General features: G+C 59.6%; 14 protein-coding genes and 1 pseudogene. 10 read left to right on the forward strand and 5 right to left on the reverse strand.

Annotated features, from left to right (window positions below; all coding sequences use genetic code 11):
- The first annotated feature begins 109 nt into the window (after nucleotides 1-109).
- From BMZ66_RS08320 to BMZ66_RS08330, 3 genes are all read left to right on the forward strand, one after another.
- Nucleotides 110-1,441, forward strand: coding sequence for a TolC family protein (locus tag BMZ66_RS08320; protein ID WP_092671032.1), 1,332 nt, complete (start codon nucleotides 110-112; stop codon nucleotides 1,439-1,441).
- A gap of 177 nt (nucleotides 1,442-1,618) precedes the next feature.
- A complete protein-coding gene (locus BMZ66_RS08325; protein ID WP_092671035.1) occupies nucleotides 1,619-2,068 on the forward strand; it encodes a universal stress protein in 450 nt (149 codons plus the stop codon).
- Nucleotides 2,069-2,142: 74 nt separating this feature from the next.
- On the forward strand, nucleotides 2,143-3,267 hold the full coding sequence (locus BMZ66_RS08330) for an HlyD family secretion protein (RefSeq protein ID WP_092671038.1): 1,125 nt from the start codon (nucleotides 2,143-2,145) through the stop codon (nucleotides 3,265-3,267).
- Nucleotides 3,268-3,323: 56 nt separating this feature from the next.
- Here the strand turns inward: BMZ66_RS08330 and BMZ66_RS08335 are convergent, their stop codons facing one another.
- Nucleotides 3,324-3,731 (reverse strand): four helix bundle protein, encoded by a 408-nt coding sequence (locus BMZ66_RS08335; protein ID WP_092671041.1) that lies wholly within the window; start codon nucleotides 3,729-3,731, stop codon nucleotides 3,324-3,326.
- A gap of 84 nt (nucleotides 3,732-3,815) precedes the next feature.
- Between BMZ66_RS08335 and BMZ66_RS08340 the strand changes: the two genes are divergently transcribed.
- From BMZ66_RS08340 to BMZ66_RS08350, 3 genes are all read left to right on the forward strand, one after another.
- Entirely contained in the window at nucleotides 3,816-5,387 is a 1,572-nt protein-coding gene (locus tag BMZ66_RS08340) for a DHA2 family efflux MFS transporter permease subunit (protein ID WP_092671044.1), read from the forward strand.
- 879 nt (nucleotides 5,388-6,266) lie between these two features.
- Nucleotides 6,267-6,944, forward strand: coding sequence for a carboxypeptidase-like regulatory domain-containing protein (locus tag BMZ66_RS08345; RefSeq protein WP_177204653.1), 678 nt, complete (start codon nucleotides 6,267-6,269; stop codon nucleotides 6,942-6,944).
- A 129-nt stretch (nucleotides 6,945-7,073) separates the two neighbouring features.
- Entirely contained in the window at nucleotides 7,074-7,454 is a 381-nt protein-coding gene (locus BMZ66_RS08350; RefSeq protein ID WP_092671050.1) for a hypothetical protein, read from the forward strand.
- 74 nt (nucleotides 7,455-7,528) lie between these two features.
- On the opposite strand, the gene BMZ66_RS08355 is transcribed toward BMZ66_RS08350, so the two are convergent.
- The 4 genes and pseudogenes from BMZ66_RS08355 to BMZ66_RS08370 all read right to left on the reverse strand — a co-directional run bounded on the left by BMZ66_RS08355 (nucleotide 7,529) and on the right by BMZ66_RS08370 (nucleotide 12,113).
- The gene (locus tag BMZ66_RS08355) at nucleotides 7,529-7,996 is read right to left on the reverse strand and encodes a hypothetical protein (RefSeq protein WP_234795030.1); all 468 of its coding nucleotides are present in this window, start codon (nucleotides 7,994-7,996) and stop codon (nucleotides 7,529-7,531) included.
- Nucleotides 7,997-8,045: 49 nt separating this feature from the next.
- Nucleotides 8,046-9,077, reverse strand: a complete 1,032-nt coding sequence (locus BMZ66_RS08360; protein WP_234795031.1) for a hypothetical protein — start codon at nucleotides 9,075-9,077, stop codon at nucleotides 8,046-8,048.
- Between the two features lie 199 nt (nucleotides 9,078-9,276).
- A pseudogene (locus BMZ66_RS26420) lies at nucleotides 9,277-9,462 on the reverse strand (TonB family protein); the annotation flags it as partial.
- 185 nt (nucleotides 9,463-9,647) lie between these two features.
- Nucleotides 9,648-12,113: a TonB-dependent receptor gene (locus BMZ66_RS08370; RefSeq protein ID WP_177204654.1), complete on the reverse strand. Its 2,466-nt coding sequence runs from the start codon at nucleotides 12,111-12,113 to the stop codon at nucleotides 9,648-9,650.
- 127 nt (nucleotides 12,114-12,240) lie between these two features.
- On the opposite strand from BMZ66_RS08370, the gene BMZ66_RS08375 reads away from it, so the two are divergent.
- The 4 genes from BMZ66_RS08375 (at nucleotide 12,241) to BMZ66_RS08390 (ending at nucleotide 16,044) form a co-directional block, all read left to right on the forward strand.
- Nucleotides 12,241-13,353: a sensor histidine kinase gene (locus tag BMZ66_RS08375; RefSeq protein WP_177204655.1), complete on the forward strand. Its 1,113-nt coding sequence runs from the start codon at nucleotides 12,241-12,243 to the stop codon at nucleotides 13,351-13,353.
- Between the two features lie 43 nt (nucleotides 13,354-13,396).
- Nucleotides 13,397-14,500 (forward strand): sensor histidine kinase, encoded by a 1,104-nt coding sequence (locus BMZ66_RS08380; RefSeq protein ID WP_092671059.1) that lies wholly within the window; start codon nucleotides 13,397-13,399, stop codon nucleotides 14,498-14,500.
- Nucleotides 14,493-15,191 carry a LytR/AlgR family response regulator transcription factor gene (locus tag BMZ66_RS08385; RefSeq protein WP_092671062.1) on the forward strand — a complete coding sequence of 233 codons (699 nt, stop codon included), beginning with the start codon at nucleotides 14,493-14,495 and terminating at the stop codon, nucleotides 15,189-15,191. The genes BMZ66_RS08380 and BMZ66_RS08385 overlap by 8 nt, the downstream gene beginning before the upstream one ends.
- 295 nt (nucleotides 15,192-15,486) lie before the next feature.
- The gene (locus BMZ66_RS08390; RefSeq protein WP_092672914.1) at nucleotides 15,487-16,044 is read left to right on the forward strand and encodes an RNA polymerase sigma factor; all 558 of its coding nucleotides are present in this window, start codon (nucleotides 15,487-15,489) and stop codon (nucleotides 16,042-16,044) included.
- Nucleotides 16,045-16,424 lie beyond the last annotated feature (380 nt).

Below are 16,424 nucleotides of genomic sequence, written 5' to 3' on the forward strand. Positions count from 1 at the left end.
AATAAGCTATTTTACAGATGTTTATGTTATGCGTAATCTTATAAATGAGCTGTAAAGCCAACTGGCACAACATTCGGTAAGAGCGAGGTAACTCATATCTGCTCTCCTTATGTTTTCTCGTTTTTCAAGTTCGGCGCTTTTTTCCCTGGCGCTGGCGTTGCTAGGCGCTGGCTCTGCTTCGGCGCAGAGTCTTTCCGGCGTTGAGTTTGTGTCGGATTCCCTGACGTTGGATGGCACCCTGCGTTCGGTGCTCGATGCCAACCCGGCGGTGACTTCGCTCGACGAACTCGCCAATGCGGCCGGCGGTCGGTTGGCCCAAACGCGCACTGGCTTCCTGCCTCAGATAACCGGCACGGCTTCCTACACCCGCATCGACCCCGTGGTGCAGCTGCCCTTTGGCGGCGAGACGCTGCGCCTGGCGCCCAACAATAACTACGACGCGCACATCACGGCCCAGTACCTGCTGCTTGATTTCGGTAAGAACGACGCCACCGTTAAGCTGGCCGAGTCGCAGGTGCAAACCGCCCGCGACAACGTGAACGTAACCAAGCGGGACCTCGCCTTCAACGCGGCTCAGGTGTATTATAACATCCTGTTTATGCGCGAAAGCATCAGGGTGCAGGACGCGCAGATTGCGTCGCTGCGCGCGCACCGCAACGAGATGGAAAAGCGCGTGCAGGGAGGGGTAAGTACCCGCTTCGACGTGACGACCACCGACGTGCGCATCACGCAGGCCCAAAGCACCAAGATTGACCTGCAAAACCAGCTCCGTAACCAGCAGGTGCAACTGTCCCGCCTCCTACACAAGCCTTCGCAAGCCGACATTCCGGTGAAAGGGCAGTTGACCTTTAAGCCCCAAGCCGTGAACGTGGAGTCAGAAGTAGCCAAGGCGGTCGAGAACCGGCCCGAAATCAAGCTTGCCCGCGATGCCGAAACCACGGCCACCCTCCAGCAGCGCCTCGTGGAGCGCAGCAACCTGCCCAGCCTGGGCATAGGGGCGCAGGTGGGCGCCAAAAACGGCTACTTGCCCAACCTCGACCAGATTCGTCCCAACACCGTGGGCGTGGTGCAGCTGTCGGTGCCGATTTACGACGGTAACAAGAATAAAAACCAGCGCGTGGAGGCCCTGGCCAACGCCCGCAGCGCCGTGGCCCGCACCCAGGACACGCAAGAGCAAATCCGCGCCGACGTGCGCCAGGCCGCCAACAACATGGAATTCAGCCAGGCCCGCTACACCAACGCCGAGCAGCAAATCGCCCAGGCCACCGACGCCCTCACCCGCGCCCGCGCCCGCTACCGCTACGACGTGGGCACCAACCTCGACGTGCTCGACGCCGAAACCCAACTGGCCCAGGCCCGCCTGGCCCGCGCCCAGGCCATTTACAACTACACCCTTGGCCAGTACCAATTGAAGCGCGCCACCGGCGAGCAGATTTGGTAAGGGGTTATTTAGGGTAGGAGGGTGTGGGGTTTTTAGGGTAGGAGGGTATGGGGGTAAGAGGGTAGGAGTTATTGATTTCCAATTCTTTCCTTTTCCAGCTCACTTCCCCTAACCCAAATAACTCCTACCCTCTTACCCCCATACCCTCCTACCCCCACACCCTCCTACCCTAAAAGAATGACCATCCTTTGTCCACTTGATTTCTCTGCTGCCTCGGCGGGAGTAGTGGCGTACGCAGCGGCCCTGGCCGTGGCGCACCACGCCGAACTACGCCTGCTGCACGTGTGCGAGCCGCAAGAGGACCTGGCCGCCCGGCTACCTACTTTCTCAGTAGCCTCTTCGACGCAACCCTGCGCCGAGCGGCTCGAAAGCTTGCGAACGGCGGCCGTTCAAGCCGGAGCCCAACACGTGCACACGGAAATTGTGCGGGGCGAGGCGGCTCCGGAAATCGTAGCCGAAGCCCGGCGCCAGCAAGCCGACCTCATCGTGATTGGGGCGCACGGCTGCACGGGCATCACCCGCTTCCTGATGGGCACCACGGCCGAAATCGTGCTTCGCACGGCGCCCTGTGCCACCCTGCTGGTGCGGGCACCATTATCACTCAGCCAAGAAGGCAAGCACAGCTAGTCTGATGCGCCCGCTTTCTCGCCTACTATTCTTAAACAACCCTTCTAACTCCTTCTTTCTTAATCTTCATTAAGATGGCCCAGACCGAAATTTCTCCTGCCGTGCAGCCCCACAATAACAACCCGGCGCCTTACCCCAACGCTACCGAGGCGGATGCTGGTACGCCCATGGAAGAGCCCAAAAAGCGCAACCCTCTCTTGTTCATCATTCTGGCAGTAGTGCTGCTGGCTGGTGGCTTCTATGGCTGGACGCGCTACCAGTTTGCCCAGGCCCACGAAAGCACCGACGACGCCCAGGTAGAAGGCGACGTGTACCCCATACTGCCGCGCGTGGGCGGCCCGGTGCTGGAAGTGAAGGTGCAGGACAACCAGCCCGTGAAAAAGGGCGACGTCTTGGCTACCCTCGACCCCGCCGACTACCAGCAGCGCGTGAACGCCGCCGAGGCCGCCCTCGCTGCCGCCGAAGCCCAGGTAGTAGCGGCCCGCGCCGCCGTGGGCACCGCCCAGGCCACGGCCCGCACCGCCCAAACCACCATCGGCGTGAGTGAGGCCAGCCGCGCCAAGCTGCAGAAAGATCTACAGCGTAGCACCTTCCTCCGCGAGCAGGACATCATTCCGCAGAGTGAGTACGACGCCGTGCAGGCCAACCTGCGTGCCACCAGCGCCCAGCGCGCCACCGCCACCGACCAGGTGGGCGTGGCCCGCCAGCAGGTGGCCGCCGCCCAGCAGCAAGTAGCCGTGGCCCAGGCCATCGTGAAGCAGCGCCAGGCCGACCTCGACAATGCCAAGCTCCAACTCAGCTACACCACGCTGCTAGCGCCCGGCAACGGCATCGTGAGCAAGAAAAACGTGCAGCCCGGCCAGGTAGTGGCCCCCGGCCAGCAGTTGATGGGCCTGGTAGCCAGCGAAAAAACCTGGATTGTGGCCAATTTCAAGGAAACCCAGCTGGAAAACATGAAAGTGGGCCAGCCCGTGAAAGTGGAGGTCGACGCCTACCCGCACCAGGAGTTTGAGGGCCACATCGAGTCGCTCTCGGCCGCTACCGGCGCCCGCTTCGCCCTCCTTCCCCCCGACAACGCCAGCGGCAACTTCGTGAAAGTGACCCAGCGCGTGCCCGTAAAAATCGCCCTCGATAAAGTAGACCCGCAGCACCCCCTGCGCGCTGGCATGAGCGTGAACGCCATTGTAGCGGTGAAGTGATTTTAGGGTAAGAGGGTGTGGGGGTAGGAGGGTATGAGTTTTTATTCTCCTTACTCTTACTCCTTGCCGTTTTCTCTACTCGCCTTTTTCTGTTTGTCGCGGGCCGTTTTTTCAGCTTTGCCCAGGATGGACATGATGGCCCGGGCTTCAGTTAGCAGCTCGTCAAGCCTGCCTTCGGGCATGTGGCCGCCTTCGCTCAGGAGTTCCAGCCACAGCACGGCTTCGTCGGCTTCTTCCAGCGCGATGTGCAGCTTGGCAAGGAACTCTCGCTCGGAGCGGGCCCGGCACGCGGCCCGGTAGTTGGCGGCGACCGAAGTGCCGGAACGCAGTAGCTGCATCCCGGCCACCCGACAAGACGGCGCGGTAGGCAACCGGTCCACCAGTTTCATCACCCGCAAAGCAAACGCTTTGGTGCGCTGCCGAAACTCTTCGGCAAAATCAAAATTCGACAGCTTATCAGTCATAGTGGGAGGCGCAGGCTACTCAAATCTAAGCTCCTCAACCAAACCCCTACCCTCCCACCCCCATACCCTCCTACCCTAAGAAGAATGGAAACCGGATTTACCAAGTGGATTATCGTTATTACGGTGGTCCTGTGCTGCTTGCTGGAGCTCATCGACACCAGCATCGTGAACGTGGCCCTGACCCAGATGATGGGCAACCTCTCGGCCACGCAGCAGGAAGTGACGTGGGTGGTGGCCTCCTACGGCATCGCCAACGTGATTGTCATCCCGATGACTGGCTTTTTGGCCGAGCAGTTTGGGCGGCGCAACTACTACTTCGTGTCGGTGCTCATCTTCACCATCGCCTCCATTGCCTGCGGGCAGAGCACCAACATCTGGGAGCTGGTGGCGTTTCGCTTCGTGCAGGGCATCGGCGGCGGGGCGCTCATGGCTACCTCGCAGTCTATCCTAATCGATACCTTCCCGCCCAAACAGCTGCCGCTGGGTCAGGCCCTGTTCGGCATGGGCGTGATTATCGGCCCCACCATTGGCCCCACGCTGGGCGGCTACATCGTGGACAGCAACCTCGGCTGGCCTTGGATTTTCTACGTGAACGTGCCTGTGGGCATTCTGGCAGCCATTTTCACGCTGCTGTTCATCCGCGACCCCGAGCGCATCAAAAACGCTATTCCGCGGCCGTTGCGCGAGATTGACTGGGCCGGCATTGGTCTGTTGATACTTGGCGTGGGCTCGCTGCAGCTGGTGCTGGAGCAGGGCGAGACCGAAGACTGGTTCGAAAGCGCCTACATCAACACGTTTGTGTTCTTCTCCGTGGTCGGCATTGTCGGCTTCATCTGGCGCGAGCTCACGGCTGATAAGCCTATCGTGGACCTGCGCGTGCTGGGCAAGAGCCGCAACCTGGCGGTGGGCGCGTTCCTCTCGTTCGTGCTGGGCTTCGGGCTGTTTGCCTCGGTGTTTGTGTTCCCCATTTTCACCCAGCGCATCCTGGGCTTCACGGCCGCCCAAACGGGCCTGCTGCTGCTGCCGGGCGCCCTGGCTTCGGGCTTCATGATGCCGATTATCGGCAAGGCGCTGCAAGCCGGCGTGCCGCAGAAATACATGATTCCGGTGGGCTTCACCATCTTCTTTTTCTTCACCTTCTGGATGGCGGCCCGCATTTCACCCACTGCCGGCGAGAGCGACTTCTTCTGGCCCTTGATGGTGCGTGGCTTGGGCCTGGGCCTGATTTTTCTGCCCATCACCACCATGAGCTTGGCCGGTCTGCAGGGCAAAGACGCCGGCCAGGCCGCCGGCATCACCGGCATGATTCGCCAGCTCGGCGGCTCGTTCGGCGTGGCCATCGTGGGCACCTACCTCGAGCGCAGCCTCATGCAAAACCGCGTGGGCCAGCTGCCCAACATCTCGCTCTACGACCCCGAAACCGTGCAGCGCCTGCAGGCCTTCACCCAGAACTTCATGGCCCGCGGCTTCTCCTTCGAGCAAGCCCAGCGCCAAGCCTACGCCGCCCTCGATGGCATCCTGATGAAGCAGGTTTCCATCATCACCTATTCGCAGGTATTCTCGGCCCTGGGCTTTTTCTTCATCGCCTGCCTTCCGCTCATCTTCCTCATCAAGCGCGTTAAAGTGACCGGCAAGATTAGCCTGGACGCGCATTAACAGATAGCCCTGCCTGGCAAAGTAGTAGTGACGCTACTTTGCCACTACGGTGCAGAAAAGCCACCGGCACGGTGACCCCAAATGATTTTCATTTGGGGTCACCGTGCCGGTGGCTTTTTCATTTCCCAGTGTGCGTGCCGCTAGGCAGAAGTTAGCTTTTGACGTTTTAGTCCCAAAATGGGAATTTAAGAACGGGCATAATTGGGCACCAGTGTCAAAGCCTACCGCCAGCTACTAATGAGGTGCCAGAGAGCTCATCCTTACCCTAGATTAACATCATCCATTTTATAATTAAAGATAAATACTGCTCATAATGAGTCGTTTGCAAATTAAGCTCAAGCATTCATCATATCATCAACCTGTGTTAAAAGGATATAAATCATTAGATAAAAAATAAATATTACTTTATCTATAATGCCAACAAATCTTGTTTACATTTGAGGCAACAAACATTAAACAAAAAAGATGGCGACAGAATCATGCCTGGGCATTCATCAGAGATGTTCCGATTTTATCTGCTCATAACCAAGAGATTATTCATAAGTGATTATGGAAGAGCAAAATTTCATCTTCCGACATTACTTATAATTATTTCAATAAAGCCAAAATCTCCTGCTCGCGTTTCCGTCATCCATTCGAATTAACCAATGCAGGCCTTCTTTCCCATTATCGGAACATTCTTTGGTTTTTATAAAAGCCAAAGAACCCGCTCGCCGCCACTTTCGGGTGTCTTACCGACTGAAAGCCTACTTCTGCTTAGGCTTGCCTAGCAGCACTTGGCAACGCCCGTCTGCCCATTCTGCTATTGCAATACCAACTGTTTGGTAGCCAACACTTACAATGTTAACTTCCTGTTCATCACTTTTCACAATTTACCGCATGTCTTTAACTGCTTACCCCTTTGACACGACTACTGGCGAATTATTGCCTGTTTACCGTGACGCCTACCTCCGCGGCGATTTGTCGCGTGAGCATACCGCCCTGGTAGATGCCCATTTGAAAAAGCATGCCTCGCTGGGAAACGAGACCTGGCAGCGCTTCCACGACATGCAGCTAACCGGCGAAAATGTGCAAGCCGTGGGCTGGATGCAGCGCCAGATTAACCTGGTGCGCACTTCGCCTCAGCGCGTGCGTCGCCAGGCGGCTTCCTTGGTGGCCGTGGCCGCCCTCATTGGCGGGGCCGTATTCGCCAACACTGCTCCCGCTACCAAAGCGGATACGGCCGACACTGCGGCAGAAACCACAGTAGAGGCCGCCGGGATGATGCGCATGACCACGGTGCGGGGCAAAATCTTGGACGAAAATGGCCGGCCGCTCATCGGTGCTACCGTTTTGGACAAAGTCAACTCCCGTGGGGTCACCACCGACGCCGAGGGCAACTATGCCATGTTGGTACCTGTGGACCAAGCGGTTATTCTGGCCTATGGCTACGGCGGCTATACCGGCGAGGACATCAAGGTCAATGGCAAACAGGTGGAGAACGTGACCCTCGTTCCCAACTACGAGTCGCGCGTCAAGCCCGCCCGCAAAGCCAAGCGCTGGTTCGCATTTAACTAATTGCTTCTTAACACCCTCTCGATTCGCGGAACGGGCACTCTTGGCCCCTAACCACCTATAATTTACTCCCGCATCGCCGGTCCGGCGCGGCTTTCCCACAACCCATTTTATTTCCAACTTATAGCTCTAATGGCTTATTCAACCAATTCTCCTGCCGGCCAAGCCGTGCAAAATATCATCAACGATTTGCCGCAGCTCGTGGCCGTAGCCATCGTGGAAGTAAGCTCGGGCATGTGCCTCGCTTCGCACTCCAATTCGCCGTCGCTCAACCCCGAAACGGCTGCGGCTTACAACACGGAAGTGGTGAAGCAAAAACAGAAAGCTATGTCGGCCCTGAAGCTCACGGGCGAGAAAATCGACGACATTCTCATCACCCTCACCAACCAGTTGCACCTCATCAACTTGCTGGATGACGGCAAGAAATTCATTTACCTAGCGGTGAACTCGCGCGATACCAACCTGGCCATCGCCCGCGACGTGCTTCGCCAGCAGTCCGACCTCCTCAAGTAGAGCACAGTCGGCTCCTGCCGCCCACAAAAAAGGCCCCTCGCATGAGGGGCCTTTTTTGTGGGCGGTAGGAGCCATTAAGCGGCAGCGTGGGCTTGGGAGCGTACTACTTCGCGCGCAATCCCGAGGTTGGTATCGCGCATGTTTACCATCAGGTGCAAAAATGTCCGATTGCCGGGCAGCAGGCGCAGAATGTGCCACTGCGTATTCAGAGTCACGAGAATGTCTTCGATGGCCTCCTCTTCTGCCAACCCCATTACTTGCAGCGCTTGCTGCTTTTGACGAATAACTTCGGCATTGTAGCCTGCGGCTTTGCCCGGCGCCAGTTTGCCGGGAATATGATGCGTAGCCAACAGTTTGCCCGACCGGAGCTCGACCACGGATACGGCCAGCAACTCGGGCAACTCGCGTTTGATGTTGGTCAACAACGCCCCAAACTGAGTTTTCTGCCCAGCGTTGATGCCAGAGTCGTACGTTATTTTCGGCGAGCCCGACTTCATATCACCTTCGCTGTTTAAAAACTGAGAGAGAAATGGGATTTTCATATTAACCGTCCGTTCTCAGGCAAATACTTGAATTAACAGCCGCTACCCTTTACTGGTACTGAATATACAGCGGCGAGGGGTTGAGAGCGATGACCTCCTGGGGCGTCATGATGTGGTGGGGCTTGGGCCGGGCATCATACTCGTAGAACAGCTTGAAGCCAGTGTATTGCACGGGCTCGTTCACGATGTAGTGCTGGTAAGAATCCTTCTTCAGGGTGGGGTCGCCGTGGCCGTCCATGTGCATCACAATCTGCACGCGCGGGTCGAGCTTGATGTTTTTGTAGTTGGAAATCATCTTGCGCGTGAAGCGGTGCACGGTGAGCACCTTGGGCGGCAGCTTGTTTTCGCTCACGATGCGGGCCAGGAAACTCACGGTGAAGTTCACGTCCTTCGCGTCGAGGGTGCCGATGCGCTGATTGGGGCGCACGCCGGGCATGGTAGACAGCGAGAATTCGGGGTCGATGCCGAGGTGAATGATGGGGTCCTTAAGGTACTTCTCTAGCTTGGGCAGTTCCACTTGCAGGGTGCTGTGGCCGGGCTGCACGTCCAGAAACAGAATGCAGTTGTGCTCCTTGGCCCAACTGATTACCTCCTCAATGGTGGCGTTGGAGTTCATCAGGCGCCACTTGCCATCTTTGCCGGGCGTGCCTTGGGCCGTGATGGTAACGTTGTGCAGCGCGGGCTGCACGCCCCGGCTGGGGTCGGCGGCGCGCCACTCGGCCAGCACCTTCTCAAACTTGCGGAACATCTGCTCCTTGGGCTCGCGGCCCAAAATGCCCATGCCCTTCGAGCGAATGTTGCCGTAGAATGCCACAATGCGCTTGCCTGGCAGGATGGCGCCCGGTAGTTGCCCGCTCTTCTTCATGATGGAGTCGGCCAGCAGCGAGTCGCGGCGGGCGACCTGCGCCCGAATCTGGGCGCTGTCGATAACGGCAGGCTTGGCGGCAGCGCCATCGGCTGCGACGCCGTTGACGGGCTCGCCTTCAACAGCACGGGTTTGGCAAGCGGGCAGGCTAGCGGCGGCCAGCAAGCTCAAGGAAGCGGCCACTACAGCGTGGCGTGGCAGGAGGGAAAAAAACACTGAATAAATCTGAGTGAGAAGGCCAATACTACCCGCAAGTTAACCCCTTTTGACCGGTTGCTGTCGAGTCAAACGCAGAAAGGCCCCGGCCAACGGCGGAGCTTTTCGGGCGGTTTCTCTTGGGAGCGGGTTGCAGAGTGCCCGGAACCGAAAGTCCTGGCCTCTCGGCAAGCCACCTCTTATTTTTTGCAGAAAGGCCTTACCGAGTAAACTCGACGGGTACGGTGAAGGTGACGGATACTGGCTTACTGTCCTGTGTGCCCGGTGTGAAACGGGGCAATTCCCCCACGGCGGCCACCACTGCAGCGTCATGCATCGGGTCAGGCCATTTCACGACTTTAACTTGTTGGACTTGGCCCTCGCTATCGACGTAAATAGAGACAAATACCCGCCCTGCTTTTCAGTTAGTGGGAGCTACGTTCGGCCCCCGACCCCCTCTCCAAAAAGTAGAGGAGCCGAACGATTCTGTTCTAGAACCCCCTGGCCCCCTCTCCCTCGGAGAGGGGGCCAGGGGGTGAGGCGCTTCGTTGAACGAAATCCACCTTTCTACTTTATCGAATAATCAGCAACCTACATCCCCAACCGACCACGCTCAGCCGCATTGCTGTTATTCTCAAGTCGCTTGGATTTCAAGTCAGTCTTACCAAAGTTGTAAGTGAAGGACAGGCGCACTTGGCGGGTGTCGTTGCGCATTTGCTGCGACGACACGAAGGGCACCACGCTGGACGACACGCGGGGATTGAGCTGGTAGAACAAGTCCACCACCGTAAGATTGAGCGAGGCGCGCTTCTCCCAAAAGGATTTTTTGACGCCCACCGACACGTAGGAATAGGGGCCAATATCAAACAAGCCATCGAAGGAGCCGGAGTTGTAGAGGCCGTACACCCGCGTCGACCAGCCCTTGCCGATGGTGAAGGTGTTGTCGCTGCTGGCGGTGAAATTCGTCTGGCTTTTGGTGTAGGGCGTGGCGGCGTCGAGCGGGTCGGGGAAGCGCAGCTGCTGGTAGATGACGCTGGCGCTGTTGTTCATGCTCCACCACTTGGTGGGGGTGAGGGGCGCGGTGAGCGTGGCGGTAGCCAGATGGCGCTGACGGAGGTTTTGGGTGGTGTTGACGAAGCGCAGGTTGGGCGCATCGTAGAGGTAAACCGATGAGATAGCCCCGGTGGTCTGGGTGTAGTTCAGCTGCAGGCTGTAGCTCTGGTAGAGGTTGTTCCAGGAGAAGCTGTGAGCGTATTCGGGCCGTAGGGAGGCGTTGCCGCGCATGGTGGTGTAGGTATCCAGGAACCGCTCGAAGGGAATGAGGCTCTCGTAGGCGGGCCGCTGAATGTTGCGAGCGTAGCCTAGCGAAGCCGTGTAGTTGTTGGAGGCCTTGTAGTCGGCTCGCACGTTGGGAAACAGGTTGAAGTAGCTCGAATCGATGCCGCTCACCACGGTGTAGCGCGTGTGCTCGGTGCGCAGGCCGCCCTGCAGGCTCAGCCGGCCAATGGTGTGGTTCAGGTTGAAGTAGCCGGCTGCTACCTGCTCCTGGTAGCCCACCTGGGAAAATGGTGTGAGGGCCTCGGGCTGCCAGGCGCCATCGCGCAGGCTCTCGGCCAGCTGGCGGCTTTGGTTGCGGGTGTCGGTGTACTTAAGGCCGGATTCGAGGCGGGTGGTGGGGTTCCAGGTTTTGGCATAATCGGCCGACCCGGTGAAGATGTGATACGTGGCCGGAATGAAGTTGCGGAAGGAGCTGGCGCGGCTCAGTGCATTGCCGGGGCCAGCTATTTCCTGGTCGAAGGACTGCTGCTGCTCGCTGCGGTAGGTGGCATAGTTGCCGCTGAGCAGCAGGTTGGAGCCCAAGCTGTCGAGGGTGTGCTTGTAGAACAGGGTGTAGTTGGTGAAGGCTTGTTTCAGCATTACCTCTTCCTGAATATTGCTGGTAGTGAGGCCCGCGGCTTGCGCGAGGTCGGCCCGGGCAATGCCGGCGCCAGCGAGGCTTCCCGGCAGCCAATCCACGTCGAAGCCGACGGTGGTGCGGGCGCTGGGGTGGTAGTTGAGGCTGCTGTTGAAGCTGCCGTCGCGCGATACTTTGTTGAGGTTGCGCACCTGCCCGAGGGTGGCGGCAGGCTGGCGGCCCTCGTAGAGCGTGCGGCTGCCGGTGCCGCGCTCGAAGCCTTCGCGCCGGCTGAAGCTGCCGCTGGCGGCGAAGTCGAGCTTGGGGCTGCTCACCCGCAGGCCGCCGGTGAGGCCGGCGCCGGTGCGCTGGCCCTGGCGGAAGTTGGCGCCCACATTGGCAGTCCAGCCTAGCTCTTTGCTGCGCTTGGTGTAAATCTCGATGACACCGCCCGTGGCGTCGGCGTCGTACTTGGCCGAGGGGTTGCTGATGAGCTCAATGCGCTCAATCTGGTCGCCGGGCAGGCTGGCCAGCACAGTTTCGAGGCTGGTGCCGCGAGGCAGGCGCTTGCCGTTGAGCAGGATGAGGACGTTGCCCTTGCCCCGGAAGGTGAGGCGGCCGTCGACGAGCTGCACGGCGGGCGCCATGGCCAGGATGTCGTAGGCGCTGTTGCCGGCGGCCAGCAGGCTGTTGTCCACGTTCATCACTACACGGTCGGGCTTTTGCTCCAGCAGGGGCTTGCGGGCCATCACTACTACTTCGTCGAGGCGCTGGGCGGCAGCGGGCAGCGCCATGGTGCCCAGGTCGAGGGCGGGCGTGGCGGCGGCTACCTGCACGACCTGGGTATGAGGCGTGTAGCCCAGCTGCAGCACCTGCAGCTCGTAGCTGCCGGGCTTCACGGCCGGGAGGGTGAAGCGGCCGTTTTCATCGGTGAGCACGGCTTGCACCACTTTGGTTTCAGGGCCGGTGGCTTTCAGCACCACGTTGGCGAAGGGCAAGGCTTCCTGCTTTTGCTGGTCGAGGGCACGGCCGGTGAGGGTGGTTTGGGCCAGGGCGCCGGTGGTGGCCAACAGCCAGACCAGCAGCAGCGCTACCACGCGGTAGGCGGGGGCGGCAGGCAAAAGGGCGATGCTCAATTTCCGGGGGCGGGGCGAAGCAGTCATTGCGTGGTTTATTTGGGGCAGGGAAGAATCTGGACCGAAGTACCGGCCCGGCTTCCCCAGCCAAAAGTTCTTTCGACCAAAGCCACCTCTACCACCACCAAAGTGCGCGCCGCGCCGCACTTTCTGCATGCCCGAAGCCCCTCCCCTTTCTACCAGCTACCGGCCGCGCCTGAGCAACGGTGCCATCGCCGGGCTCATGCAGGTGCTGCTGTGGGTACTGCTGGCGGCGTTCTACTTCGCCTGGAACAACCGGCCCAACTTCAATTTCACCACCCCCGTGTGGCCGCTGGTGCTGCTGGAAATGGGCTTTGCCGTGCTGCTTTTCAACAGTTTGGTTTACCTCATTATTCCGCGCTGGCTGCTGCGGGGGCGCTACGTGCTGGCTCTGGCAGGCGGCTTGCTGCTGCTGCTAACCTACCAGTTTTGGTGGTACACGGGTATTCAACTCATCACGGCTCGCCTCCCGGTCACCTCCGACCTGCGGGTGCACCTGTTGGACTACTACCCAGAGGGGCCTTGGAAGCAGCTGAGTAGCATCACGGGCTTGGTCGACCTGTCCAAAGAAGTGCTGGCAACCACGCTGTTCCCCATTCTCGTGAGCTTCCTGGCCTACGCGCTAATAGTGGACCGCCGCCGCCTGGCCCTGGAGCGCAACCACCTGCGCCTCGAGCTCAGCTACCTCAAGGCCCAGCTTAACCCGCAGTTCTTGTTCAGCACCCTCAACCAGCTCCACGGCCTCACCCGGACCCGCGACCACCGGGCCGGCGACGTGGTGCTGCACCTGGCCGACCTACTCCGCTACACCCTTTACGAAACCGACGCCGACCGCGTGCCCCTGGCCCGGGAGCTGGAATTTCTGGACGATTACCTCGCCCTCGAACGCCTGCGCCACCCCACGGCCAGCATTACCCACGAGGTAACGGGCACCGCCGCCTGGCAGCAGCTCGCGCCCCTGCTGCTCCACCCGTTTTACGAGCGGCTATTCGCCGGGCTCGAAACCGTAGCAGCCCCGGTAGTTATCACCAGCACGGTGTACGTCGGGGCCGAGGAACTGACGCTGGTGCTCACCCGCGAACTGGGCCCAACCTCTCTCCTACCCTACTCCACCGAGGCGGCCGTGCTCGCCGCCCAGCGTCGCCTGCAGCTGCAGTACGCCGGCCGGCACGACCTGCAACTGCAGGAAGCTTCTGGCACCTTGCGGGTTCACCTTCGCCTTCAGCTGACGCTTCATGACGGATAGCCTCTCTACTGCGAGGGCCTGGTGACCGAAATACACGCCCCGCGTGCGAGTGGCGGTGCACGTGGCGCTCTGGGTGCTGTATGCGCTCTATTGGCACTCGGTGTATGCGGGTGGCTTTGGCAAAGACCCGCTCATACATTGGGGTTTTGCCCTGAAGGATACGGTAGCAGCCATCGTGGGCTTTTACTTTTTCTCGGGGGTAGTGCTGCCACGGCTGCTGCTCCGGCGGCGCTGGCTGCTCACGGTGCTGGGCGTGGTGGCCATCTACTACACTTGGGCGCTGATTTCTTACAGCTTCTTCCTGCTGGTTGATGCCTATGCGCTGGTGCCGAAAACCCAGAGCTACGTCTACCGCATCCTCGACAAAGGCCTTTGGACCGGCGTCTTAAGCTGGTACGGCGTCAGCATCGGGCTCTTCGATTTCAGCGTCATCATCATGCCCCCGCTGCTGGTGCGCTTCATCCAGTTTTTGCTGGTGAGCAGCAACCGCAGCCTGCGCCTGCAGCGCGAAAGCCTCAACCTCGAAATCAACTTTCTCAAGGCGCAGGTCAACCCGCACTTTCTCTTCAACACCCTCAACAACCTCTACACCCTGGTGATAAAGCAGGACGAGCGCGCGCCCGCCATCGTACGGCACCTCGCCGACCTCATGCACTACACCGTGTATGAATCAAACGCCCCGCTCATGCCGCTGGCTAAGGAAACCGCTTTTTTGGAGTCTTATTTGGAGCTGGAGCGGCTGCGCTACGGCCCCAAAGTGCGCATAGCCTACCGCCCGCCAGCTCCCGGTGCCACGGGCGAGCTGGCGCCGCTGCTGTTTTTTCCCTTTGTCGAAAACGCCTTCAAGCACGGCATCGACAGCAGCCTCGACGACTCGTGGGTTGAAATTGAGCTGGCCGTGGCCCAGGGCCAGCTGCACTTCGCGGTGCGCAACAGCTACAGCCCCAGCGCCCCGCGACGCGAAGTGGGCGGCGTAGGCATTGCCAACGTCCGCAAGCGCCTCGCTCTGCACTACGCCCCTTCCGACTACCACCTGGCCATCACCCAAACAGCCGAGGCCTACGAGGTAACCCTCACGCTGCGCCTGGCCAACGCCACTTCTCCCCTATGTCCTTCGCCCGCTTCCACCGTTTTGCTGCATGATTAACTGCCTGATTATCGACGACGAGCCCTTTGCCCGCGAACTGCTCGAAGGCTACGTAGCCCAACTGCCCGGTCTGAACCTGGTAGCCAGCTGCGAGCACGTGTTCGAGGCGCTGGAGGTACTGCAGCAGCAGCGCGTCGACCTGCTGTTTTCCGACATCAACATGCCGCAGGTCAACGGCATCGAGTTCCTGCGCTCGCTGCCCAACCCGCCTTACGTCATCTTCGTCACCGCCTCGCCGCACTACGCCCTCGAAGGCTTCGAGCTCGATGCGCTTGACTACGTGGTAAAGCCCGTCTCATTTCCGCGCTTCATGAAGGCCGTGAACAAGGCCGTGAGCCTGCTAGGCAGCAAGCCAGCGCCAGTGGCCACGCCCGCGCCCCAGTTCCTGTTTGTGAAGGAAGGCAACTCGCTGCAGCGCGTGCTTTTCGATGAGATTTACTACATCGAAGGTCTGCGCGACTACATCCGCATCGTGCTCAAAAACCGCTTCGTGGTCACCTACCTGCGCATGAGCCGCATCGAAGACCAGCTGCCGGCTGACCGGTTTATCCGCATTCAGAAATCCTACATCGTGCGCCTGGATGCCATCAAGGCCATCATCGGAAACGAAGTTGAGCTATACGACTCCACCGACCAGCTGCCCATTGGCAAGCAGTACAAGGAGTTGTTACTGGACCGGTTTGGCTTGTAAATTTTAATTATACGCATCGCGAAGTGGAATGCGAAAATCGGCTGGCGGAGGTAGAGACGCAATATGTTGCGTCTCGTCGTTGAACGACTTGAATAAAACAACCCAATGTCGCTGTCCCGGAGACGCAAAATATCGCGTCTCTACCTCGTTCTCGCAAACCACTTTATGAGCAGTATAGCTGAATTACAGCAGGTAACTGAGAGTAAGTGAAATATATTTACGGGTTGCGGCAGCCTTTGTGGGCTGCGGCTTGTCTGCCCCGCACCTGCCACCTGTGCGGGCTTACCTTGCCTTCATGCCAGCTCCACCCGCTGACCTAGCCAACCTGCTTGCCCGATGCCACCGCCACGAGCCGGCGGCGCAACGCCAACTCTACGCACTATACGCCGGGCGCATGCTGGGCGTGGCTCGCCGCTATGTACACTCGGCGGCAGAGGCCGAAGACATTTTGCAAGATGCCTTCGTGAAGGCATTCACGCACCTCAGTGGGTTCCGGGCCGAGGGCTCATTTGAGGGCTGGCTGCGGCGCATTGTGGTCACCACGGCCCTCAACAACTGGCAAAGCGGGCAGCACCGCCGCAAGCAACTGCTGCTCGACGATGTGCCCGAGCCCTTCGCCGCCGACTCCAGCGCCCTCGAGCGCCTCAACGTGGCCGAGGTGCTGGCCCTGATGGAGCAACTGCCCGACGGCTGCCGGCTGGTGCTCAACCTCTACGCCGTGGACGGCTACAATCACAGCGAAATCGCGGAGCTGCTGGGCATCCAGGTCAGCACCTCGAAGGCCCAACTTAGCAAGGCCCGCAAACAACTTCACCTGCTGCACCAGCGGCAGAACAGCTATTTGAAATCATGATGGAAGAACCGGAAGAAGACCGCCTCGACCAGTCCCTGCGCAATAAATTCGAAGATTTCGACCTAACCCCAAGCGCACAGGTTTGGGCCGGTATCGAACAGCGGATACCTGCTTCGCCGGCCCCGATGCTGCGGGTGCGCCGTCGGCCGGTGCCGCTGCCATTGCTGTTTGGGCTCACGGCGCTGTTGGCGGGGCTGCTGGGGTGGCTGTTGCCGCGCGGCAGTGCCTCGCACAATGCGGAACGGACTAGTGCACACTCTGTAACTTCCACAACTGTAAAAACTGAGTCGGAAGGAGAAAGAACCGGCAGCACCACTACTAATGACGACAAGAACCACTCACTGCTGACTGAAAGAGGCACTGCTCAGGTTCGACAATCA

Origin of the sequence: Hymenobacter arizonensis (genome assembly GCF_900115775.1) — a bacterium.
GTDB lineage: Bacteria > Bacteroidota > Bacteroidia > Cytophagales > Hymenobacteraceae > Hymenobacter > Hymenobacter arizonensis.

Excerpts from the sequence above, each read along its gene's own strand:
- BMZ66_RS08385 (WP_092671062.1), top strand. The coding sequence starts at position 14,493 with ATGATTAACTGCCTGATTATCGACGACGAGCCCTTTGCCCGCGAACTG.
- BMZ66_RS08345 (WP_177204653.1), top strand. The coding sequence starts at position 6,267 with ATGTCTTTAACTGCTTACCCCTTTGACACGACTACTGGCGAATTATTG.
- BMZ66_RS08320 (WP_092671032.1), top strand. The coding sequence starts at position 110 with ATGTTTTCTCGTTTTTCAAGTTCGGCGCTTTTTTCCCTGGCGCTGGCG.
- BMZ66_RS08390 (WP_092672914.1), top strand. The coding sequence starts at position 15,487 with ATGCCAGCTCCACCCGCTGACCTAGCCAACCTGCTTGCCCGATGCCAC.
- BMZ66_RS08355 (WP_234795030.1), bottom strand. The coding sequence starts at position 7,996 with ATGAAAATCCCATTTCTCTCTCAGTTTTTAAACAGCGAAGGTGATATG.
- BMZ66_RS08335 (WP_092671041.1), bottom strand. The coding sequence starts at position 3,731 with ATGACTGATAAGCTGTCGAATTTTGATTTTGCCGAAGAGTTTCGGCAG.
- BMZ66_RS08340 (WP_092671044.1), top strand. The coding sequence starts at position 3,816 with ATGGAAACCGGATTTACCAAGTGGATTATCGTTATTACGGTGGTCCTG.
- BMZ66_RS08325 (WP_092671035.1), top strand. The coding sequence starts at position 1,619 with ATGACCATCCTTTGTCCACTTGATTTCTCTGCTGCCTCGGCGGGAGTA.
- BMZ66_RS08375 (WP_177204655.1), top strand. The coding sequence starts at position 12,241 with ATGCCCGAAGCCCCTCCCCTTTCTACCAGCTACCGGCCGCGCCTGAGC.
- BMZ66_RS08330 (WP_092671038.1), top strand. The coding sequence starts at position 2,143 with ATGGCCCAGACCGAAATTTCTCCTGCCGTGCAGCCCCACAATAACAAC.
- BMZ66_RS08350 (WP_092671050.1), top strand. The coding sequence starts at position 7,074 with ATGGCTTATTCAACCAATTCTCCTGCCGGCCAAGCCGTGCAAAATATC.
- BMZ66_RS08370 (WP_177204654.1), bottom strand. The coding sequence starts at position 12,113 with ATGACTGCTTCGCCCCGCCCCCGGAAATTGAGCATCGCCCTTTTGCCT.